We start from the raw sequence: 21,359 nt of genomic DNA, 5'->3' as shown, positions 1-21,359 counted from the left end.
ATGCGGATGTTAAATCATAAGCGGATAAAAGAAAACATGTCGTTTCGCTTTTGGAAAGATCGGGTATATAAATGGATTTTTTCTATTGCAATGCTGTTTTCTATTCTGATTCTGATTGTATTGCTATATCAAATTTTTGAAAAAGGTATCGGCTATCTTTCAATCGATTTTTTGATACATTTTGCTTCGCGCCATCCAAATCAAACGGGGATTGCTGCCGCATTATCAGGAACAATATTGTTTATGAGTATTGTTGTACCAGTCTCATTTATTTTAGGAGTCGGTACAGCACTATATTTAGAGCATTATGCCAAACAATCTATTTTTACAAGAATGATAGCATTAAATATTCAAACATTAGCGGGTGTTCCATCTGTTGTATTTGGATTGTTAGGTTTAACAATTTTTGTTTATGCTTTTCAACTGGGAGAAAGCATAGTAGCTGCTGCGCTTACAATGAGTCTTCTTTCATTGCCGACAGTTGTTGTGTCCAGTCAAGAAGCAATTCGTATGGTACCGGATGGTTTATTGGAAGCTTCGTATGGAGTAGGAGCAACGAAATGGCAAACGATGTATCAAGTTGTATTACCAACTGCTCTCCCAGGAATTTTAACTGGATGTATTTTAGCTTTGTCTAGGGCAATTGGAGAAGCAGCGCCATTATTAGTAATTGGAGCTCTTGCTTTTGCAAATTATATTCCACTTGGAATATTTGATAGATTTACAGTTTTACCAATTCAAATTTTTAATTGGATGAGTAGGCCACAAGAAGAGTTTCAACATGTAGCAGCAGCGGGGATGATCGTTTTACTAGGATTGTTGCTAATTATGAATATGGTTGTTTTATGGCTGCGAAATCGTAAATAAAGTAGGAAATGGATGAAAGGGGAATTCAAAATGGTAGCAACAGTAGTAAATGTACAGGTGAAAAAAGAGGAAAAAGTGGAAACAGTCCCAAAAAAAGTTGTGTTCGATACGAAAAATTTAAATCTATGGTATGGAGAGGATCATGCTTTAAAAGATGTGAATTTAAGCATTCATGAGAATGAAGTAACTGCAATTATTGGGCCTAGTGGTTGTGGGAAATCCACGTACTTAAAAACATTGAACCGTATGGTTGAGCTAGTCCCAATCGTTCGAACAACAGGCGTGATTGAATATCGAGAGCGTAATATTTTTGATAAATCATATCCTGTCGAAGAGTTACGTACACATGTTGGAATGGTGTTCCAAAAGCCAAATCCATTTCCGAAATCCATCTATGAAAATGTAGCATACGGTCCGAAAATTCATGGTATTCACGATAAAAAGACGCTTGATGCTATTGTAGAAAAAAGTTTACGTGGTGCAGCAATTTGGGATGAATTAAAAGATCGATTACATGACAATGCATATGGCTTATCTGGCGGCCAACAACAGCGTTTATGTATTGCCCGCTGTTTAGCGATTGAGCCGGATGTTATTTTAATGGATGAACCAACATCTGCTCTAGATCCAATTTCTACATTGAAAGTAGAAGAGTTAATACAAGAGTTAAAGAAAAATTTTAGTATTGTAATTGTGACACATAATATGCAACAAGCAGCACGTATCTCGGATAAAACGGCATTTTTCTTAAGTGGAGAAGTCGTAGAGTATACGGATACGAATCAATTATTTACAACACCTTCAGATAAACGAACAGAAGACTATATTACAGGACGCTTTGGATAATAAGAGTAAAATGCCCCTCTTACGTTGGGGCATTTGTTGTGTCAAGTTAATCTGTAAGAGGAAAGATTTGGCTTATGTAAAGTGAAATGTTAGTAAGTAGAGAGCTTTCGTAGACAGCTCCCCTCTTGCCTAATTTTTTGCTTTCATCAAATTTTGAGGGGAGAGTCTTACTATTTGCAAATAGTGAAATAAATAGAGGGGGAAGAATGATGGTACGCGAGCAATTTCATTATGATTTAAAAACATTGCAGCAAAAAGTAATGAAATTAGGAGAACTAGCAGGAGGTGCCCTTTTACTTTCTATGGAAAGTCTTCAAAAGAGAGACGTAGAAAAGGCGTTAGAAGTGATTGATAGTGATTACCGAATGGATTATTTAGAAGAGGAAATTAACGATTTTGCGCTTATGTTAATTACAAAGCAACAGCCTGTAGCAAGTGATTTGCGAAAAGTTTTTATTTCAATTAAAACGGCAACAGACTTAGAGCGTATAGCAGATCATGCGGTAAATATTGCGAAAGCAACAATTCGTCTGGGGGAAAAAGAGGTATCTGTTCAGTTACATCATATAGAAGAAATGTTTTCAATTGCTCATGAGATGTTACGTCTTTCTTTGGAGGCCTACCAAAAGGAAAATTTAACGTACGCGAAACAAATTGCTGAAATGGACGATTCCGTTGATGAAATATACGGAAAAGCAATTCGTGAATTTATATCTACAATTCCAGAGCAACCAGAAGCTATCACACAAATTACACAATTATCTTTTATTGCTAGATATATTGAGCGTATAGCAGATCATATTACAAATATCGCAGAAAATGTTTTCTATTTGGTGAAAGGCAAACATTATTTATTAAATGACTAGAAATCAATGAGGGCAGATGATAAGAATCATCTGCTTTTTTAGTCAAAACATGACAAAAAAAGCTCGTTGCCTCGTTCAAATTATGATGATAAGATGTATCGTAATAAATATGGAAAAATAAAGAAAATAGCGATTGTATAACAAAAGTAAGCGCTTTCTAAGGTGGTTTAGACATTGGAAAGATTAACGGACATAGAAGTCACATACATATGGTAAATAAAGATGATTTCATATTACAAAAGTGGAGGATGAATGTGCATGAAGGGGGTTATTTTAGCTGGTGGAAAAGGAAGGCGCCTAAGACCGTTAACATGTAATGTTCCAAAACCGATGTTACCATTACTAGAGAAACCGGTTTTAGAATATAACATTGAATTGTTACGGCGACATGGTATTCGGGAAATCGCAATTACTGTTCAATATTTGAGCAATACGATTAGAGAGTACTTTGGGGATGGGAGTAAATGGGGCGTCAAATTACATTACTTTGAGGATTCACCCCCCCTTGGTACAGCAGGAAGTATTAAACAGGCTGAAGCATTTTTAGATGAACCGTTTGTAGTAATTAGCGGTGATGCATTAACAGATTTTCCATTAACAGAAGGGATTGTATTTCACCAACAGAAGAAGAGAATGCTAACGATGTTTGTAAAAGAAGTAGAAAATCCACTGTCTTTTGGGTTAGTGGTGATGAATAAAGAACAAGAAATTATACGTTATATGGAGAAACCGAGTTGGAATGAAGTCATTTCAAACGTTGTAAACACAGGGATTTATATTATGGATCCTAGTATTTTTTCTTATATACCTCCCAAAACATATGCTGATTTTAGTCGCCATATCTTTCCGTTATTGGAGAATACAAATGCGTTATTTGGATACAAAGCAGAAGGATACTGGATGGATATTGGAACATTTGAGCAGTATCGGCAAGCTCAATTTGATTTATTGACGAAAAAAGTGAATGTAACGATTCCTTATACAGAAGTATTACCGATGGTTTGGATGGGAGAAGCAGTAACGATTGAAAAAGGTACAAAGATTCACGGGCCATCTTTCATCGGTGACGGAGTAACAATCGGAGCGGGAGCGATCGTTGAACCGTATTCTATTATTGGGAAACATAGTACTGTATCAAGCTACACACGTCTTCAAAAAAGTATTATTTTCGCCAATACGTATATTGGGAAACATTGTGAATTATTAGAGACGACAGTTGGTGAAAAAACGAGACTCGAAGACGATGTCACGCTATATCAGAAAAGTGTTGTAGCGGATTGTTGTCAAATCGGGAAAAGCACTGTAATTAAGCAAGGTGGGAAGTTATGGCCTCATAAAATAATTGATCATCATTCTATTATTGCATCTGGTGGTGTTACAAAAGAAGAACATGCATCAAGGTGGTTGCAAAGAAGTCAAATTGTAGGTAGAGGAAATATCGAAATAACACCGCAAATCATTGTGAAAATAGCAATGGCTTACGGTTCGTTGTTTCGGAAGGGTGAGACTATATTAATAGGAAGCTATAAGAATGCAGAAGTACAAGTTTTTAAAAATTTATTTCTGCATGCGCTTCACAGTGTAGGAATGAATACGGTGGAATGTCAAGAAATGAATGAATCCCCATTTCAATATACGATTCGGAAATTAGAATGCATAGGTGGTGCGTTCATTTGTTTTACGAAAGATCAAGATATAAGGATACGTTTCTATGGGAAAGAAGGAAGGCAGTTAACTTATAAGCAGCAGAAGGAAATAGAAAATTTATATATGGCTGAAAACTTTCGCTATGTATCTGAAAAAGAGATAGGAGAAAATCAAATAATACAAATTTGTTTAGAGGATTATGTAACGGCTGTTTTAGAATATATAGATGTTGAGAACATACAGGCGCAACAGTTCCACCTTCTTATTAATAAAATGGATTGTTTGTTACAACCGTTACTTCTTTCTTTTTTTCAAAGGCTTGGTTGTTCTATTACATGGGTGTATGCGCAGGAGCGGAAAGAACATGTGAAATCTTTAATGAAATCCAGTCATTCTAATATGGCCTTTATATGCGGTGAAGAAGGAAATGTATTCGAATTATATGATGGGCATGGTAGGGTGTATCAGAGTGAGAATGTTAGCGAAATCGATGTGTCAGACTTATTATTGAAAACAGTCGAGGATATGTATCCAATATCGTTAAAGCTAGGAAATTGTTATCTTCTCTTTTATATGCACATGGAAAAAGAATTGCGACAAGTGTGGCAAAGGGATATGTTATATCGGATTGGGAAGTTACTCGAGTTAATTGCAAAACAAGGGAGTACATTATCCATGATGGTAGAACAGACAGCACCGCTTTATTTGTTATGTGATGAGGTTGTTTGTTCGTGGAATGAAAAAGGGAAAATAATGGGGATGTTACTGCAAGATATGGGAGAAAGGGAAATAGAAATATTAGAAGGAGTTCAGTTTAAATATGCAGAGAAAGAATGGTCGTACATTGTTTCTGATGTGAAACAACCGAAATTTCTTGTATACTCACATGCGAAAAACCCACTAGTAGCAAGAGAAAATATGAAAAATCTTATAGAAAAGATTAGACAATATCAAAAGGTGTAGAATTTTTGTTTTAAAAGTGGTATTATGGTATAGTCTGATTTAAGTTATTAGTGACTGGAGGGAAATAAGAATGCGTGTGAATATTACTCTAGCATGTACAGAATGCGGAGATCGTAACTATATCTCAAAGAAAAATAAACGTAACAACGCGGAGCGCCTTGAGCTTAAAAAGTATTGCAAGCGTGACAAGAAGTCTACGTTACACCGTGAAACAAAGTAAGCAGTAGGAATATTTCCTACTGTTTCTTTTTATTTTGTGCCACTATTTCGCTGTGCAGTGTGTATTTAAAATGATAAACTATCCCATAGGGATGTAATGCATGGTTTAAGATTAGATGCTACTGCAAGGGGGAAATAGTCATGAATGAGGAGAAGATACAGCTACGTAAACGAATGTTAAAACACATGTATTCGATGACACAAGAGCAGCGTAAGGCTTTATCAGAACAAATTGCAGATTCTTTATATGAACAAAGAGAGTGGAAAGAGGCAGAAACAATTGGTATTACTCTTTCTATGGACCATGAAGTGAATACATATGTTATTATAGAAAAAGCATGGCAAGAAGGAAAAAAAGTAGTTGTACCAAAATGTAATCGAAAGACAAGAACAATGACTTTTCGTGAAATCATGAACTGGGATCAATTAGAAACGGTATATATGAATTTGCGAGAGCCTATTCCTACTGTAACGAAAGAAGTAAAGGTGAATGAGATAGATCTTCTCTTTGTCCCTGGAATTGCTTATACGAGACGAGGAGAACGTATTGGATATGGTGGCGGCTATTATGATCGTTACCTTGCTACATATGAAGGGGCAAGAGTGTCTTTAGCTTTTGACTTTCAAATTGTAGATGATATTCCGATAGAACCATTTGATCAGAATGTCGAAAAAATTATTACAGAAAAAGAAACAATTGTGTAAAATACTCTGATAGAGATGAATAAGAATTGACGAGGCTTTTTCTCGTTGATTATAATGAAATATGTGAACGTTTTCTTATTATATTTGTATAATAAGTAGACATAGAGGGTGATAACATGAGATCCATTTATGATATTCAGCAATTACTAAAAAAATTTGGAACGGTTATTTATACAGGTGATCGGGTGGCTGATTTACAATTAATGCAGGAAGAGCTACATGAATTGAATCAATCACAGCTGATTGAACGAAACGATTATCAAACAGCTTTATTTTTAATAAAGCAAGAAATTCAAAAAGAGATGAGCAAGAAATAGAAAAAGGTAGGTTAGCAAAAATGGAAGAGAAATGGTTAGTTGGTGTTGACCTGGGTGGGACGACAATTAAATTAGCATTTATTAATGTGTACGGTGAAATTTTACACAAGTGGGAAATCCCAACAGATACTAGTGAACAAGGAAAACATATTACACTAGATGTAGCCAAAGCAATCGATAAAAAATTAGAAGAATTAGGCGAATTAAAGAGTAAATTAATTGGTATTGGTATGGGTGCTCCGGGTCCTGTCCATGTAGCTACAGGCATGATTTATGAAGCGGTTAACTTAGGGTGGAAAAACTATCCATTAAAAGATTTATTAGAAGTTGAAACAGGTTTACCTGTTGTTATTGATAACGATGCCAACTTAGCAGCATTTGGGGAAATGTGGAAGGGTGCTGGAGAAGGTGCGAAAGATCTTGTTTGTATGACGCTTGGAACTGGTGTTGGTGGCGGTGTTATTACCAATGGTGAAATCGTTCATGGTGCAAGCGGTGCAGCTGGTGAAATTGGCCATATTACAGTCGTTACAGAAAATGCATTTCCTTGTAATTGCGGGAAATCTGGTTGCTTAGAGACAGTGGCATCCGCAACAGGGATTGTTCGTGTTGCTATGCAAAAAATGCAAGAAACAGAGAAGGAAAGTATACTGCGTTCGATGTTGGCTGAAGAAGGCCGTATTACATCAAAAGATGTATTTGAAGCATTAGGACAAGGTGATGAATTAGCAGCTGAAGTAGTAGAAAAAATCGCTTCTTATTTAGGATTAGCTGTAGCAAACCTTGCAAGTACATTAAACCCTGAAAAAATTGTAATTGGTGGCGGCGTCTCTAAAGCAGGTGATGCGCTATTAGAACCAACGCAACGCTATTTTGAACAATACGCATTCTCACGTGCTAGAAAGAGCACAAAGCTAGCAATTGCAACGCTTGGTAATGATGCGGGTGTAATTGGAGGAGCTTGGCTTGTAAAAAAGCAGCAATACGAAGTGAAGATGATATAATTTGTGAAGAATAAAAAACGAAAGGGCTGCCCCTTTCGTTTTTTATATGCAAAATCATGTTGAATAAGAATATAACAATGAATTATGATGCTGGTGGATACCCATTATTTAGAACGGTCATAACTGTAAACCATCCAAAAACGAGTACGGTTGCAATGGAGAAGCCGCCTGCTAGTAAGTTTTTTTCACGTAATGTTCTTAGGGTGGCGAATACAGCTAACAGAGTGACTAGTGCAAAAATGATAACAAGACCCATATATAATCCTCCTCTGCTCTCACATTCTTATTTTTTAGAATTTTTACTCTTTTTATTGTACATGTTTTAGAAATGATTGTCGAGATAGTAGCGCTTCGTTTCGTCAGAGAAAGAAATGTTGTATCATAAAAGAAAGTCCAACAACTGGAGGAGAGGAAAAGATGAAATGGATACAAATGCCGTTAGGGCCTTTACAAACAAATGCGTACATTTTAAGTAACGATCAAAAAGAATGTGTGATTTTTGATCCAGGTAGCGAAGGGGAAAAGCTTGTAACATATTTACAGCAAGAAGGGTTAAAGCCCCTTGCGATTTTATTAACACATGCACATTTTGATCATATCGGTGCAGTTGATGCGGTAAGGGAGGCTTTTCGTATTCCCGTATATGTACATAAAGAAGAAGCAGAATGGCTTGGTGATCCGGCTGTTAACGGTTCACAAATTTTTATGATGAATCGAAGTATTACAGCAAAACCAGCGGATTATAGGATTGATGGAGAAGGAACATTAACAATTGGTCCATTTACCTTTGAAATGTTTGAAACACCGGGGCATTCTCCGGGTAGTATTTCCTACTATTGTAAAGAAGTGAACGCTGTATTTTCCGGAGATGTATTATTCCAAATGAGCATCGGTAGGACAGATTTACCAGGGGGAAGCCTTACAGAGTTAATGGGAAGTATTGAAGAGAAATTATTTATGCTACCAGATGATACGACTGTATTGTGTGGGCATGGTCCAGAAACGAATATTGGGTTTGAAAAAGAAAATAATCCATTTTTACAATAAGGTGTAGTATGGGGATAGAGTTCATTTTAAGGGGATATATGGAAAAGGAAAAGGATTATTCGATTTCATACCGCACGTATATGGAAGTTGCATTATATAATCAAGAACATGGATATTATATGAACAGCCGTAATAAAATCGGAAGAAAAGGTGATTTCTTTACGACTAGTAATGTCTCTTCTGCAGTTGCAAAGACATTTGCTCGATTTTTTATCCGGCTTGTTCAAGGGGGAGAAATCGAACCTAACCTTTGTGAAATTGGGGCTGGAACAGGGAGATTTGCTTATGATGTTTTACAAGAATGGCAGCGCCTATCTCCTGAAACTTTCGCTGATTTACACTATTCTATTATTGAGTTAAGCCCTTTTCATCGCAAGCTACAAAAACAGCAACTGAACTCATTTTCTAATATTTCTCAGCACCAATCTTATCAAGAATTAGGTGACTCTTTTGCAGGAATTGTTTTTTCGAATGAATTATTTGATGCTTTCCCTGTTGAAGTAATTGAGAAGCGCAAGGGAGTGCTATATGAAGTGCGAGTTTCATATACAAATGAAGGAAAACTTACAGAGGTATTTAGGCCGATAGAAAATGAGACAGTTCATTATTTAAGAAGACATCATATAAGACTTTCAGAAGGACAACGATTTGAAGTTCCAATTGTAGCAGAATCCTATATAGAAGAGATTGCTGCATGGATAAAAGAAGGATTACTGATTACAGTCGATTATGGTTATACAAAAGAAGAGTGGATGCATCCAGCTCATCGTGAAGGAAGTTTAAGAGGGTATTATCATCATCAATTGATTCGAAGCCCGCTTGCTTATCCTGGTGAAATGGATATTACAGCTCATGTACATTGGGATGAAATAAAGAAGGCTGGGGAAACGACAGGACTGTATACAGTATGGCATACAAAACAGAGTACCTTTTTATTAGCGGCAGGCATACTTGAACAGCTTATGAATCATCAAGATCGAAACCCTTTTTCTGAAAATCAAAAAATAAATCGATCCATCCGTTCCATGATTTTAGATGGAGGAATAGGCGATGCTTTTGATATTTTAATACAGAAGAAAGGATTGCCGTTTTTGGATGTAAATCGTTATTTATATGTATAGAAAAAACAAGACGCAGAAACTTTCTGCGTCTTGTTTTTTAATACGACTTTTCATATGTAGCCTAATATATTTTCCCTCATGATATATATTTATATTAAAGATATGAGATAAAATATATAGAATACGCCATTTTTTCTCTGTTTAATGATCCAATAGTCCCTAACCTAATAATACGTGAACGAGCTGAATGATGACTTCATTCTCTACTTTGTAATAAATCTCCAATCCTTTTCTTTCACTAGAGACAATTTTAGCGCTTTTTAACTTTGCTAAATGCTGTGAAATTGTGGATTGTGGCATGTTTAAGCCAGTGTACATTGTAGAAACATTACTTGGGCCTCTTTCAATTAAGCCCTTTACAATACATAAGCGAACAGGATGAGCAAGCACTTTCAATAATTCTGCATTACTCTCATAAAGTTCTAATTCTTTTTGAAAGGTTTCTAACATGTTCTTTTCCACCTCCGTGTAAGCTGTTATATCATAATATTCATACCAAAAAACTAAAGAAAAGGAAACAGTTGTTGCAGAAAAAATGTTTTAAAGTAAAGAAATTGTAAGAAACGAGACTATGATGTAAATAAATGAAATAAATTTGTGTGTTTTTGCCAACAGATGTTTTTTTCTTTAAAATTTGGAAAAGATATACTTATAACATAATTTTATCATGAATTTTTTGTTCTTTCAAATCGATATACGGAATTTTTAAAATAATATGAAAAAAGGATTTTATAATTTTGTATAGAAAGTTTATTATGTTAATCAGAAAATATGTCTTAAAAAACGAAATTTAAATGCTGGATTGAATAGATTATTTTGAAGGCGTGGAATATAGAAAGCTCATTTATAAGGCTTCTTGAATAGAGTGACAATCGAATGGTTTTATTCCAGTTTAAGGATTATATTAAAAGCCCCACCTATCTCTACATGAGTTTGAGGTGGGGTTTTTTGTTAAGATGATAAAAACAGCTTTTATAAATTTACAGGTTCTTCTACATAGGAAAGGGCATTTTCAAAATCAGTAATTAAATCGTCTACATTTTCTAGTCCAACCGATAAGCGAAGTAAAGAATTAGAAATTCCTCTTTCATCGCGAGCTTCTTGCGATAAGGCTGCATGGGACATTTTAGCAGGATACGATAGGATGGATTCAACAGCCCCTAAGCTTACAGCAAGTACAGGTAGTTTTATGTTAGATAAAAATTGGCGCAATGCATCTTCTGATTGTAATGAAAAGGATAAAACAGCTCCACCAGATTTTGCTTGTGAACGTTGTATTTCATAACCGGAGTGAGATTCTAATCCTGGGTAATAGACATGTTGTATTTTTTTATGATTTTGGAAATAATGGGCGATTTTGCTTGCGTTTATTGCTGAATGTTCCAGACGTACATGCAATGTTTTCAGCCCACGAAGTACAAGAGAGCAATCTTGAGGACTTAATATAGCTCCAAAAGCATTTTGTAAAAAGCTGAGTTTTTGAGCGAGATTATTATTTTTTACAATAGCTAATCCAGCTGTTACATCACTATGCCCTGCGATAAATTTTGTTGCGCTATGCAATACAACATCAGCTCCAAGCTCCAGCGGTTTTTGAAATAATGGTGTTAAAAATGTATTATCTACGAAAGTAAGTGCTCCAACAGATTTCGCTAATGTACAAACAGTGCGAATATCTGTTACTTTTAATAATGGATTAGATGGCGTTTCAATATAAAAAACTTTTGTGTTTGATTTTATATTTCGCTTTACATCATCTATGTTTGTCATATCAACAAATGTATGGGATATCCCATAACGTGATAGAATGTCTGTTACAATTCGGTAAGTGCCACCGTATACGTCTTCTGATATAAGAACATGGTCTCCTTGTGAGAGAAGAAGAAAGGCAGTAGAAATGGCTGCAATGCCAGAGGCAAAAGCAAATCCTTTTGTTCCCCCTTCAAGAAGAGCAATTATATCTTCAAGCGCTTCACGTGTAGGGTTACCTGAGCGACTATAGTCGTATTTTCCAAAGGAATCTACATCAAACTGATGAAAAGTTGATGTATTGTAAATTGGAACGTTAACAGCACCGGTTTGTGCATCATGTTTATACTTGTTATGCAGTAACAGTGTGTCTAAAGAGTAATTCATATTTTTACACCTTCTTTTGCATATTGAATTGCTTGCTGTAAGTCCTGAATTAAGTCATCGCTATGTTCAATGCCAACGGAAAAACGAAGTAGACGATTGCATACACCTCGTGCAATTCGTACATCTGTTGGAATATCAGCATGTGTTTGTGTAGCTGGATATGTCATTAGACTTTCGACGCCACCTAAGCTTTCAGCAAATGTAATAATAGATAAAGATTGTAAGAAAGGATTTATCCATTTTTCATCGCGAAGACGAAAGGAAATCATGCCCCCTCTACCTGGATAAAATACGTCTGTTACACCGTCTTCTTCTTTTAAATAGGTCACAATTTTATTTGCATTTTCTTCATGTTGCTTCATCCGAAGTGCCAAAGTTTTCATTCCTCGTATTAATAACCATGAATCGAAAGGACTCAATACAGCACCAGAAGCGTTATGGTAATGGGCAAGCTCCGCACAAAGCCCGCTTCCTTTTGCAACAACAAGCCCGCTTAATACGTCGTTATGTCCACCTAAATATTTTGTTGCGCTATGTAGAACGATATCAGCTCCATCAGTTAAAGGTTGCTGTATATACGGTGTATAGAAAGTATTATCTACAATAAGCAGTAAACCATGACGCTTTGCAATGGTTGCAACAGCTTGAATATCAGTTACTTGCATTAAAGGATTGGTAGGTGTTTCGATGAAAATTGCTTTTGTCTTAGAAGTAATTGCGTGTTCAATTTGCTCAATCGATTGTGTATCTATGTATCTACATCGAATATTCCACTTTTTCTCATGTTCAGAAAATAAACGATACGTTCCTCCGTATAAGTCTTCAGATACGATAAGTTCATCATCGGAGCGAAATAGAGAAAGCACAAGAAGAACGGCCGCCATTCCAGAACTACAGGCATAGCCTTGATCACCTTTTTCTAAATCAGCAATTGCGCGTTCTACAAGACCGCGTGTAGGGTTACCAGTTCGAGAATAATCAAATCCAGTTGATTTTCCAATTCCTTCATGGCGATAGGCTGTTGAAAAGTAAACAGGGGGATTTACCGTACCTGTACCCGTTTCACTACGGTTTCCAATTTGAGCTAATGTTGTTTCGATTGTTGACATAGCAACATTCCTCCTTTATGAGATGGAAATTTAAGTATATGGTAATAGAAAAATAAAAAAAGCCTTCAAAGAAGAAGGCTTTCATTCAAATAGAGTCTTCTTCTTATCTCTCAAATTATTTGATAATTTGCTGGAATTAGCACCTTATTAACAAGTTTGTTAATGGTTGCTGAGGTGTCATAGGGCCAGTCCCTCTACCTCTCTAGATAAGAATACTTTGTATGAAATTTTATTATGTGTTTAACTTTACAACAAAAGATAAAAGAATTGCAACTTTATTTTGAAATTTTTTTATTTTTTATATTTTTTGTTGACTTTCCTTTTTTTGCATGCTAAGTTTATTAGAAAATCAGCAAATTTTGTTAAAGGAGAACAGATTTCCTTTTAATAACATAAATAGTAAGAACAAACTCTTATTAAGAGCGGTGGAGGGAAAGGCCCTGTGAAACCCGGCAACCTTCAAACAATATGTTTGAAACGGTGCTAATACCTGCAAAACAATTGGTTTTGCGTGATAAGAGGTGGATCGATGAAGTCCCCCTCTTTAAGGTGAAGAGGGGGACTTTTTATATTGATAGAAAAGAGGGAGATAAGTGAAATTACTAGATTTGTTATCAAAAGGGATTGTAATTGGTGATGGAGCAATTGGTACATTACTGCATTCACATGGACTACAAAGTAGTTTTGAAGAGTTAAATATATCAGATCCAGATTTAATTGTATCGATTCATAAACAATATGTAGCTGCTGGAGCTGATGTGATTCAAACAAATACATATGGTGCAAATGAGGCGAAATTGCGTACATATGGCTTAGAAAATCAAGTTGTACAAATTAATAGAGCAGCAGTAAAACTCGCGAAAGCAGCTGCGAAGGAGCAAAATGCGATTTTAGGAACGATTGGTGGAATGAAACATATTGGTGCCGTTACGACAACGAATATAGAGCGAGAATTTATGCTACTTGAACAGGCTGGAGCGTTAATAGAAGAAGAGGTAGATGGGCTACTGCTTGAAACATTTTATGATGAATTTGAGCTCATACATGCTATCAAAGTCCTAAGAAAACAAACAGATATTCCAATTGTGGCACAATTAGCACTTCATGAGGCTGGTACGACCCAAAATGGAAATGATGTAAATGAGATATTAGCACAACTCATACATAATGGTGCAAATGTGGTCGGCTTAAATTGTCAATTAGGCCCACTTCCTATGACGGAAGCTTTAAAAATGATTTCGATTCCGAAAGACGGTTATTTATCTGCTTATCCAAATGCTGGACTTCCAAATTATATAGAAGGACGCTATATATACGAAGGAAGTCCGGCTTACTTCGAGACGATGACACCGAAGTTTATTGAACAGGGGGTTCGTTTATTAGGAGGTTGTTGTGGTACCACACCGGCACATATTGAAAGAATGAAACGTGCAATTGCCAATCAAGTACCTGTTATAGAAAAGACGGTTGTTTCAAGGCCGCCAATCATTCATACGCATTCGGAGCGCTTTAGAGCGCATAGTACTCTTGCAGAGAAAGCGAAAAAACAAACGACAGTTGTCGTTGAACTAGATCCACCAAAAACATTGGATACACAGCGTTTTTTTGAAGGAGCTAAAGCATTAAAGCGAGCAGGTGCTGATGCGATTACATTGGCTGATAATTCGTTAGCTTCACCGCGCATTTCAAATATGGCGATGGGAGCGTTATTAACGAAGCATGATATACCAGTACTTACTCATTTAACGTGCCGAGATCACAATGTAATTGGATTACAATCGCATCTACTTGGATTGTCAGTGCTAGGAATGGAAGAAGTACTCGCTTTAACAGGTGATCCAGCTCGGGTTGGGGATTTTCCAGGGGCTACTTCTGTATATGATGTATCGTCTATTGAGCTTATTAAGATGATTCAGGAGATGAATAATGGTCGATCTATTTTAGGGAAATCGATTGGTCCGGCAACAAGGTTTTCTGTCGGAGGGGCATTTAATCCGCATGTAAGACATTTAAAGGCCGCAGTAAAGCGGATGGAAAGAAAAATTGCAGCGGGTGCTGAATATTTCTTAACGCAGCCTATTTATGATAAAGCGTTGATTTATGAAGTATACAAAGAAACGAAACATTTAGAACAACCTATTTTTATTGGAATTATGCCTTTAGTAAGCAAGCGGAATGCAGATTTTCTTCATTTTGAAGTACCGGGGATTACGCTTCCAGATCAAGTGCGAGAAAGAATGAGAGAACATGAAACAGAAGCGGATGCGATTGAAGAAGGGATCGGTATTGCACAGGAGTTAATTGATGAAGCATTGAAATATTTTCATGGCATTTATCTTATTACGCCATTTTTAAAATATGAGATTACAGAACATCTTGTGAAATATATAAAGGAAAAACAAGAAGTGAGAGAGGAAGTAACAAATGAGACGAATTGAAGAAAGATTGCAGCAAGAAATCTTAATATTAGATGGTGCAATGGGAACGATGATTCAACAAGCCGATTTAACAGCTGATGATTTCGGTGGGGAAGAATACGAAGGATGCAATGAATATTTAGTAAAAACAAGACCAGATCTTATTTTGAATATCCATAAGGCTTATATTGATGCGGGTGCGGATATCATTGAGACCAATACATTCGGTGCGACGAATATTGTATTAAGTGATTATAAATTGTCTCATTTAGATGAAGAGTTAAACGAAAGAGCGGCACTTTTAGCAAGGCAAGCTGTGAAAGAAAGTCAGAAAGAAGTATATATAGCTGGTGCAATGGGACCAACAACAAAGGCGATTAGTGTCACTGGTGGTGTAACGTTTGACGAGCTAATGGAAGCTTATACAAGGCAAGCAAGGGGATTGCTACGCGGTGGTGTCGATCTATTGCTTATTGAGACAAGTCAAGATATGCGCAATGTAAAAGCAGCCTATTTAGGAATTCAAAACGCATTTGAACAGTTACATCAAACAGTGCCTCTTATGATTTCTGGGACCATTGAGCCGATGGGAACAACTTTAGCAGGACAAACAATTGAGGCGTTTTATTTATCAGTGGAACATATGAATCCATTATCAGTTGGCCTAAATTGTGCAACTGGACCAGAATTTATGCGCGAACATATTCGGTCTCTTTCTGAGTTGTCAGAATGCTATATTTCTTGTTACCCCAATGCAGGTCTTCCTGATGAAGATGGCCATTATCATGAGTCGCCCTCTTCACTTGCTGAGAAGGTGAAAAGTTTTGCTGAAGAAGGATGGATTAATATTATTGGAGGCTGTTGTGGCACAACACCAGAACATATAAGAGCAATAAAGGAGACGCTAGCATCTTGTAAGCCTCGTCAGTACGATGAGCGAGCAGGACATGGAATTAGTGGATTAGAGGCATTGCAATATGATGATTCGATGAGACCATTATTTGTTGGGGAAAGAACGAATGTAATTGGCTCCAGAAAGTTTAAACGATTAGTAGCGGAAGGGAATTTTGAAGAGGCAGCAGAAATCGCACGAGCGCAAGTGAAGAAAAATGCACATATTATTGATATTTGTATGGCAGATCCGGATCGTGATGAAGTCGAAGATATGGAAAACTTCTTAGCGGAAGTTACGAAAGTCTTAAAAGTACCCATTATGATTGACTCTACAGATGAAAAGGTGATGGCGAAGGCTCTGACATATATACAAGGAAAAGGTGTTATTAATTCAATTAACTTAGAAAATGGAGAAGAACGATTTGAGCAGGTTACGCCGCTTATTCGAAAATACGGTGCAGCTATTGTAGTCGGAACAATCGATGAAGAAGGAATGGCAGTTCGTGCAGAAAGAAAGTTGGAAATTGCAAAAAGGAGTTATGAATTATTAACAAAGAAATATGGGATACGTCCTTCCGATATTATTTTCGATGCGCTTGTTTTTCCAGTTGGAACTGGTGATGAAGAATATATTGGCTCGGCAGCCGCAACGATTGAAGGAATTCGTCTTATTAAGGAAGCATTACCAGAATGCTTAACGATTTTAGGAGTCAGTAATATATCATTTGGATTACCGCCAGCTGGGCGTGAAGTATTAAACTCTGTATTTTTGTATCATGCGACAAAAGCTGGATTAGATTATGCGATTGTAAATACAGAAAAATTAGAGCGCTATGCTTCGATTCCAGAGGAAGAGAAAAAGCTCGCGGATGCATTATTATTTGAAACATCGAAAGAAACATTAGAAGAATTTACGAACTTTTATAGAAGTGCAAAGAAGAAAGATGTGCTTGTTCAAGAAACATTAACGCTCGATGAACGACTAGCAAACTACATTGTAGAAGGGACGAAGCAAGGGTTACAAGATGATATAAGCTGCGCACTTAAAGAAGGAAGAAAACCTCTTGATATTATTAATGGTCCGCTTATGGCAGGTATGGATGAAGTAGGTCGATTGTTTAATAATAATGAGCTAATCGTTGCTGAAGTATTGCAAAGCGCTGAAAGTATGAAAGCGGCAGTTGCCTATTTAGAACCACATATGGAATCTAGTGATAGCGCTAAAAAAGGGAAAGTGTTATTAGCGACTGTAAAAGGAGATGTACATGACATTGGGAAAAACCTTGTTGACATTATTTTATCAAATAATGGGTATGAAATTATTAATTTAGGAATCAATGTTCGTTCTGATCGTATCGTTCAAGAAGTAAAGGAAAAGAAACCCGACATCATTGGGCTTTCTGGTCTGTTAGTAAAATCAGCGCAACAAATGGTTAAAACTGCAGAAGATTTAAAAGCAGCAAATATTAATATTCCGATTGTTGTAGGGGGGGCGGCATTAACAAGAAAATTTACAGATAATCGTATTTCTCCTTCTTATGATGGTCTTGTATTATATGCAAGTGATGCAATGACAGGTCTTGATATTATGAATCGATTACAAAAAGAAGAAGAGCGAGAAAAAATGAAGCAGAATAAAAAGGAACGTCATCTTCATGTTGTGAAACAGGAAGAGAAGAAAGTAGAAATCCCAGCAGTGATTGAGCCGTTGTCGAAAGCAAAAGTCATGGTGCCAGACTCAACAAAACGGGTCGTACTTCGTGATATTCCTGTTTCACATCTTTCTCCATTTTTAAATAGGCAAATGTTAATTGGGCATCACCTTGGCTTAAGAGGAAATGTAAAAAAACTGCTCAGAGAAGGTGATAAACGAGCACATGAGTTAAATGATTTAATTGATGAGTTATTGCAGGAAGAACAATCTTGGTTACGTCCAAAAGCTATATATCAGTTTTTCCCTGCTCAAAGTGATGGACAGACGATTATCATCTATGACCCAGAAGATCATACACGCGTATTAGAGCGTTTCTCATTCCCACGGCAAATGAAAGCGCCGTACCGTACGTTAGGAGATTATTTACGTCCTGTTGGTGAGGAGATGGATTATGTTGCCTTCTTGTCTGTTACAGTCGGGGAAGGAGTTCGCAACGTTGCGGAGGAATGGAAGAGAAAGGGAGATTATTTACGCAGTCATGCCATTCAATCGTTAGCATTAGAACTAGCCGAAGGGCTCGCTGAAAAAACACATATGTTAATTCGAGATCGCTGGGGGATTCCCGACGCTCCTGAGATGACGATGGAAGAGCGGTTCCGTACAAAATATAGAGGAATTCGAGTTTCCTTTGGTTACCCTGCATGTCCTGAACTTGCTGACCAGGAAAAGTTATTTCGCCTCATTCATCCTGAGGAAATAGGTATTTCATTAACAGAAGGATTTATGATGGAGCCGGAGGCATCTGTAACAGCTATGGTATTTTCTCATCCTGAAGCAAGATATTTTAGTGTACTATAGTGTGAAAAGATGCAATACAGACCATTATAAACTGTATTACAGGGGCATGATTTCTAAAAAAATCATGTCTTTTTCAGTAGAATGAAAGGTTCGAAGAATTGCTGTATTTATGTTACAATAACAGATATTTAATAAGGAAATTCCAGTTCTTTAAGCGTGAAAATAAGAATGGATAAGGAGTGACTATGATGGAGCTGAGTCTCTATGAAAATACTGCTCTTATTATATGTTTTGTCCTTTACGTTGGTAGCGTTATTATGTATATTTCGAGGAAATTTTCACAAGAAAGAAATTTAGAGAAATCAGAAATAACAGCTGAGCTAGATATGTTAGTGCATGAAAATCATAAAAAACAGAAAATAAAAGAAGACCATGAAAGGCCCCATCATTTAAACGTAAAATAAGTTATAAAGATGGGGATTTTTTTATCAGGCTCAATTTATTGAAGTCTTTGGTGATAAAAAGAATTTCCTTTTATCTTTTGTAAATAAGGAGTGAGATTAGGATGAAGTTTTACATCGCTTCCAGTTTTCAAAATAAAGACCTCGTTCGGCTTGTAGCGAATAAGTTAAAAGAAATAGATTGGAAACAGACATATGATTGGACACAATATGAAAGAGTTGTACATAAAGTAAAACTTTAATCAGTGGGGGGTTCTTCATCCCCCACTGATTATGAGCCCTCACCAATCGGGCTGTTACGGGCAGCCCTACTCTCACCTATCTTTCTTGCTTCTTTCTGAATCTTGAGGTGGGAGTCTTACTGCCCTAACATAGCGGGATAAAGAACAATTACAACAGATTGGTCAAGCAGAAAAACAAGCGATACAAGAAGCTGATGTTTTTCTACTTTTGTTAGATGGAGGATATGGGAGTCATATTGAGATTGGGATGGCGATTGCCTTAGAGAAAAAATTTATCTGTATCATAAACATAATTCTCTTCAAGCTACCTTTTATCACCTACCAGAGATTCATATTTTTCAAGGCGAAATGAGGCGTTTGTCTCTTATATAAGCAAGGATGTGGTATAATGCAAGTTCATGATACGGTATACGGCACTTTTGAAATAGGGGGTATATTAGAAGAACTTATCGAAACGAAAGCGATGCAAAGGTTAAAAAAAGTTCATCAAGCTGGGGCTAGTTTTTTAGTAAATCCAAATTGGAATGTTACCCGCTTTGAACATTCTGTCGGTGTTATGCTTCTTGTGAAAATGTTAGGTGGAAGTGAAGCTGAACAGGTTGCCGCTTTGTTACATGATGTATCTCATACGGCTTTTTCACATGTTGTTGATCGAGTGTTACATAAAAAAGATGAGGACTATCATGAACTTATTTTTGAAACAGTTATCGAAAATTCAGAGATACCTCGTATTTTACAAAAGTATGGATATGATTCTAAAGTACTGCAAAATTGGGAACAATGGAAGCTATTAGAACAGCCATTACCGGCCTTATGTGCAGATCGAATAGATTATACGCTTCGCGATTTATATACATATGGAATGATTTCAAAACAGGAAGTTTCTACTTTTTTAAAGGAGTTAACTGTTCGAGACCAACAAATTTGTTTACGGTCTATAGAAGCTGCTGAGTGGTTTACAGAAACATATTATAAAGAAACAATTGATTTCTTTTTACATCCATTAGGTTCGTATAGTTACCATTTATTAACGGAAGCATTACAGATTGCATTAAAAAGAAAGCGAATTGATATAGAAGATTTTTTATTGGAGGATGAGCAGTTACTTGAAAAATTAAAACGATGCCAAGATGATGAGATAATAAATTTGTTACATAAATTGCATCCAGGGATATTATTAGAAGAGAATAGACAAGACTATGATATTTGTTACAAGAGCGGAAAGGCTCGTCTGATCGATCCACCTGTGTATGTGAATCAGTCTATATGTAATGCTTCTGTTTTGTCTGATCAGGTGAGAGTTTGTAACGAAAGAGCGAAAGAGAAGTTTCAGCAAAATATATATTTAAAAATAAAGGAGTTACCAAGATGAAACTACAAGAGGGATGGAACACAAGTTTTTTAGAAGTTGTACAAAAAAGTGCATTTAAAAAGGACGCAAGTCGCAGTCAATTACTTTGTGTAGATGGAGAGGAAATAGAAGAGCTTGTTGATGACTATGGGTATGATGAAATTGTGAGTCATGAACACGATGAGGAAATCGCAGACGTTTTAGGTGAACAGCTATTTGGAGAAATGGAGCGTTATGTATTTTTAACTTCACAGCCTAAAGAGAAACTGATTACATTTATAAACGGACTAGGATTTCATGTTTTAGATTGGATTGTTCTTCTGGAAACGGAGTTTGGCATTGATAGTTCGTTATTTACATCAGATATTGTAAAGATGTTGGAAAAGCGTTTTAAAGAATTTCCGTACATGGAAGACAAGGCTATTTTTGATATGACCATTGGAGAAGCGATGGATGTATTAGAGTCTGTTACAGGTCTGCAATTGAAAGAAAAGATGGAAATTGAATGAATGATGATGTAAAAAGAACGTGATAATTATCACGTTCTTTTTCACGTTGTTGAAAAAAGATCTTGTCAATGAAAATGTCACCTAAAATGTGACATTTTCACTTTCTATTTCATCTGAAATTTGATAAGTTAAATATAGGCCAACTTCTTTTAGTGAGAGTAGCTTGGTCCACTTTATCAAGTTTTG

Annotated in this window: 20 protein-coding genes, 1 pseudogene and 2 riboswitches; of the genes and pseudogenes, 17 read left to right on the top strand and 4 right to left on the bottom strand. The window is 36.4% G+C overall.

Annotated elements, in window-relative coordinates; all coding sequences use genetic code 11:
- The 8 genes from pstA to glcK all read left to right on the top strand — a co-directional run bounded on the left by pstA (position 1) and on the right by glcK (position 7,434).
- On the top strand, positions 1-867 hold the full coding sequence (pstA, locus tag MR056_RS13735; RefSeq protein WP_012095462.1) for a phosphate ABC transporter permease PstA: 867 nt from the start codon (positions 1-3) through the stop codon (positions 865-867).
- Positions 868-897: 30 nt separating this feature from the next.
- A complete protein-coding gene (gene pstB / locus MR056_RS13730; protein ID WP_012095461.1) occupies positions 898-1,713 on the top strand; it encodes a phosphate ABC transporter ATP-binding protein in 816 nt (271 codons plus the stop codon).
- Between the two features lie 209 nt (positions 1,714-1,922).
- Positions 1,923-2,579, top strand: a complete 657-nt coding sequence (gene phoU / locus MR056_RS13725; protein WP_041810025.1) for a phosphate signaling complex protein PhoU — start codon at positions 1,923-1,925, stop codon at positions 2,577-2,579.
- 258 nt (positions 2,580-2,837) lie between these two features.
- Positions 2,838-5,189, top strand: a complete 2,352-nt coding sequence (locus MR056_RS13720) for a sugar phosphate nucleotidyltransferase (RefSeq protein WP_048723876.1) — start codon at positions 2,838-2,840, stop codon at positions 5,187-5,189.
- A gap of 70 nt (positions 5,190-5,259) precedes the next feature.
- Positions 5,260-5,409: a 50S ribosomal protein L33 gene (gene rpmG, locus MR056_RS13715; protein WP_012095458.1), complete on the top strand. Its 150-nt coding sequence runs from the start codon at positions 5,260-5,262 to the stop codon at positions 5,407-5,409.
- 140 nt (positions 5,410-5,549) lie between these two features.
- A complete protein-coding gene (locus MR056_RS13710; RefSeq protein WP_012095457.1) occupies positions 5,550-6,113 on the top strand; it encodes a 5-formyltetrahydrofolate cyclo-ligase in 564 nt (187 codons plus the stop codon).
- A 116-nt stretch (positions 6,114-6,229) separates the two neighbouring features.
- A complete protein-coding gene (locus MR056_RS13705; RefSeq protein ID WP_012095456.1) occupies positions 6,230-6,430 on the top strand; it encodes a YqgQ family protein in 201 nt (66 codons plus the stop codon).
- Positions 6,431-6,450: 20 nt separating this feature from the next.
- A complete protein-coding gene (gene glcK / locus MR056_RS13700) occupies positions 6,451-7,434 on the top strand; it encodes a glucokinase (RefSeq protein WP_012095455.1) in 984 nt (327 codons plus the stop codon).
- A gap of 82 nt (positions 7,435-7,516) precedes the next feature.
- Here the strand turns inward: glcK and MR056_RS13695 are convergent, their stop codons facing one another.
- Positions 7,517-7,690 carry a DUF2759 domain-containing protein gene (locus MR056_RS13695; protein WP_012095454.1) on the bottom strand — a complete coding sequence of 58 codons (174 nt, stop codon included), beginning with the start codon at positions 7,688-7,690 and terminating at the stop codon, positions 7,517-7,519.
- A gap of 161 nt (positions 7,691-7,851) precedes the next feature.
- Here MR056_RS13695 and MR056_RS13690 point away from each other — a divergent pair, with 161 nt between their 5' ends.
- Together MR056_RS13690 and MR056_RS13685 are read left to right on the top strand one after the other, a co-directional pair.
- Entirely contained in the window at positions 7,852-8,481 is a 630-nt protein-coding gene (locus MR056_RS13690; protein WP_012095453.1) for an MBL fold metallo-hydrolase, read from the top strand.
- Between the two features lie 8 nt (positions 8,482-8,489).
- Positions 8,490-9,602, top strand: coding sequence for a class I SAM-dependent methyltransferase (locus tag MR056_RS13685; RefSeq protein WP_012095452.1), 1,113 nt, complete (start codon positions 8,490-8,492; stop codon positions 9,600-9,602).
- 159 nt (positions 9,603-9,761) lie between these two features.
- Here the strand turns inward: MR056_RS13685 and MR056_RS13680 are convergent, their stop codons facing one another.
- From MR056_RS13680 to MR056_RS13670, 3 genes are all read right to left on the bottom strand, one after another.
- Positions 9,762-10,052 (bottom strand): ArsR/SmtB family transcription factor, encoded by a 291-nt coding sequence (locus MR056_RS13680; protein WP_012095451.1) that lies wholly within the window; start codon positions 10,050-10,052, stop codon positions 9,762-9,764.
- 522 nt (positions 10,053-10,574) lie between these two features.
- On the bottom strand, positions 10,575-11,738 hold the full coding sequence (gene metC, locus MR056_RS13675; RefSeq protein ID WP_048723879.1) for a cystathionine beta-lyase: 1,164 nt from the start codon (positions 11,736-11,738) through the stop codon (positions 10,575-10,577).
- Positions 11,735-12,847, bottom strand: coding sequence for a methionine biosynthesis PLP-dependent protein (locus MR056_RS13670; protein WP_048723881.1), 1,113 nt, complete (start codon positions 12,845-12,847; stop codon positions 11,735-11,737). The genes metC and MR056_RS13670 overlap by 4 nt, the downstream gene beginning before the upstream one ends.
- A gap of 100 nt (positions 12,848-12,947) precedes the next feature.
- Positions 12,948-13,060: riboswitch (SAM riboswitch) on the bottom strand.
- Between the two features lie 197 nt (positions 13,061-13,257).
- A riboswitch (SAM riboswitch) is annotated at positions 13,258-13,368 on the top strand.
- A gap of 72 nt (positions 13,369-13,440) precedes the next feature.
- On the opposite strand from MR056_RS13670, the gene MR056_RS13665 reads away from it, so the two are divergent.
- The 7 genes and pseudogenes from MR056_RS13665 (at position 13,441) to MR056_RS13635 (ending at position 21,173) form a co-directional block, all read left to right on the top strand.
- Complete coding sequence (locus tag MR056_RS13665; RefSeq protein ID WP_048723883.1) at positions 13,441-15,285, top strand: bifunctional homocysteine S-methyltransferase/methylenetetrahydrofolate reductase; 1,845 nt, start codon at positions 13,441-13,443, stop codon at positions 15,283-15,285.
- Entirely contained in the window at positions 15,272-18,670 is a 3,399-nt protein-coding gene (gene metH / locus MR056_RS13660) for a methionine synthase (RefSeq protein WP_048723885.1), read from the top strand. Before MR056_RS13665 ends, metH begins: the two co-directional genes overlap by 14 nt.
- A 185-nt stretch (positions 18,671-18,855) precedes the next feature.
- Entirely contained in the window at positions 18,856-19,074 is a 219-nt protein-coding gene (locus MR056_RS13655; protein WP_012095444.1) for a DUF3966 domain-containing protein, read from the top strand.
- A 101-nt stretch (positions 19,075-19,175) separates the two neighbouring features.
- Positions 19,176-19,313, top strand: a complete 138-nt coding sequence (locus tag MR056_RS13650; RefSeq protein ID WP_012095442.1) for a hypothetical protein — start codon at positions 19,176-19,178, stop codon at positions 19,311-19,313.
- A 136-nt stretch (positions 19,314-19,449) separates the two neighbouring features.
- A pseudogene (locus MR056_RS13645) lies at positions 19,450-19,685 on the top strand (group-specific protein); the annotation flags it as partial.
- 16 nt (positions 19,686-19,701) lie between these two features.
- A complete protein-coding gene (locus tag MR056_RS13640) occupies positions 19,702-20,685 on the top strand; it encodes an HD domain-containing protein (RefSeq protein ID WP_048723888.1) in 984 nt (327 codons plus the stop codon).
- A complete protein-coding gene (locus tag MR056_RS13635; protein ID WP_012095438.1) occupies positions 20,682-21,173 on the top strand; it encodes a hypothetical protein in 492 nt (163 codons plus the stop codon). The genes MR056_RS13640 and MR056_RS13635 overlap by 4 nt, the downstream gene beginning before the upstream one ends.
- Positions 21,174-21,359: the final 186 nt, after the last annotated feature.

It is taken from the genome of Bacillus cereus group sp. BfR-BA-01360 (assembly GCF_022663595.1).
GTDB lineage: Bacteria > Bacillota > Bacilli > Bacillales > Bacillaceae_G > Bacillus_A > Bacillus_A cytotoxicus.
The sequence above is the reverse complement of the archived record's forward strand: the minus strand, read 5'-3'. Positions and strand labels throughout refer to the sequence as shown.

Excerpts from the sequence above, each read along its gene's own strand:
- pstA (WP_012095462.1), top strand. The coding sequence starts at position 1 with ATGCGGATGTTAAATCATAAGCGGATAAAAGAAAACATGTCGTTTCGC.
- pstB (WP_012095461.1), top strand. The coding sequence starts at position 898 with ATGGTAGCAACAGTAGTAAATGTACAGGTGAAAAAAGAGGAAAAAGTG.
- phoU (WP_041810025.1), top strand. The coding sequence starts at position 1,923 with ATGGTACGCGAGCAATTTCATTATGATTTAAAAACATTGCAGCAAAAA.
- MR056_RS13720 (WP_048723876.1), top strand. The coding sequence starts at position 2,838 with ATGAAGGGGGTTATTTTAGCTGGTGGAAAAGGAAGGCGCCTAAGACCG.
- rpmG (WP_012095458.1), top strand. The coding sequence starts at position 5,260 with ATGCGTGTGAATATTACTCTAGCATGTACAGAATGCGGAGATCGTAAC.
- MR056_RS13710 (WP_012095457.1), top strand. The coding sequence starts at position 5,550 with ATGAATGAGGAGAAGATACAGCTACGTAAACGAATGTTAAAACACATG.
- MR056_RS13705 (WP_012095456.1), top strand. The coding sequence starts at position 6,230 with ATGAGATCCATTTATGATATTCAGCAATTACTAAAAAAATTTGGAACG.
- glcK (WP_012095455.1), top strand. The coding sequence starts at position 6,451 with ATGGAAGAGAAATGGTTAGTTGGTGTTGACCTGGGTGGGACGACAATT.
- MR056_RS13695 (WP_012095454.1), bottom strand. The coding sequence starts at position 7,690 with ATGGGTCTTGTTATCATTTTTGCACTAGTCACTCTGTTAGCTGTATTC.
- MR056_RS13690 (WP_012095453.1), top strand. The coding sequence starts at position 7,852 with ATGAAATGGATACAAATGCCGTTAGGGCCTTTACAAACAAATGCGTAC.
- MR056_RS13685 (WP_012095452.1), top strand. The coding sequence starts at position 8,490 with ATGGGGATAGAGTTCATTTTAAGGGGATATATGGAAAAGGAAAAGGAT.
- MR056_RS13680 (WP_012095451.1), bottom strand. The coding sequence starts at position 10,052 with ATGTTAGAAACCTTTCAAAAAGAATTAGAACTTTATGAGAGTAATGCA.
- metC (WP_048723879.1), bottom strand. The coding sequence starts at position 11,738 with ATGAATTACTCTTTAGACACACTGTTACTGCATAACAAGTATAAACAT.
- MR056_RS13670 (WP_048723881.1), bottom strand. The coding sequence starts at position 12,847 with ATGTCAACAATCGAAACAACATTAGCTCAAATTGGAAACCGTAGTGAA.
- metH (WP_048723885.1), top strand. The coding sequence starts at position 15,272 with ATGAGACGAATTGAAGAAAGATTGCAGCAAGAAATCTTAATATTAGAT.
- MR056_RS13655 (WP_012095444.1), top strand. The coding sequence starts at position 18,856 with ATGATGGAGCTGAGTCTCTATGAAAATACTGCTCTTATTATATGTTTT.
- MR056_RS13650 (WP_012095442.1), top strand. The coding sequence starts at position 19,176 with ATGAAGTTTTACATCGCTTCCAGTTTTCAAAATAAAGACCTCGTTCGG.
- MR056_RS13640 (WP_048723888.1), top strand. The coding sequence starts at position 19,702 with ATGCAAGTTCATGATACGGTATACGGCACTTTTGAAATAGGGGGTATA.
- MR056_RS13635 (WP_012095438.1), top strand. The coding sequence starts at position 20,682 with ATGAAACTACAAGAGGGATGGAACACAAGTTTTTTAGAAGTTGTACAA.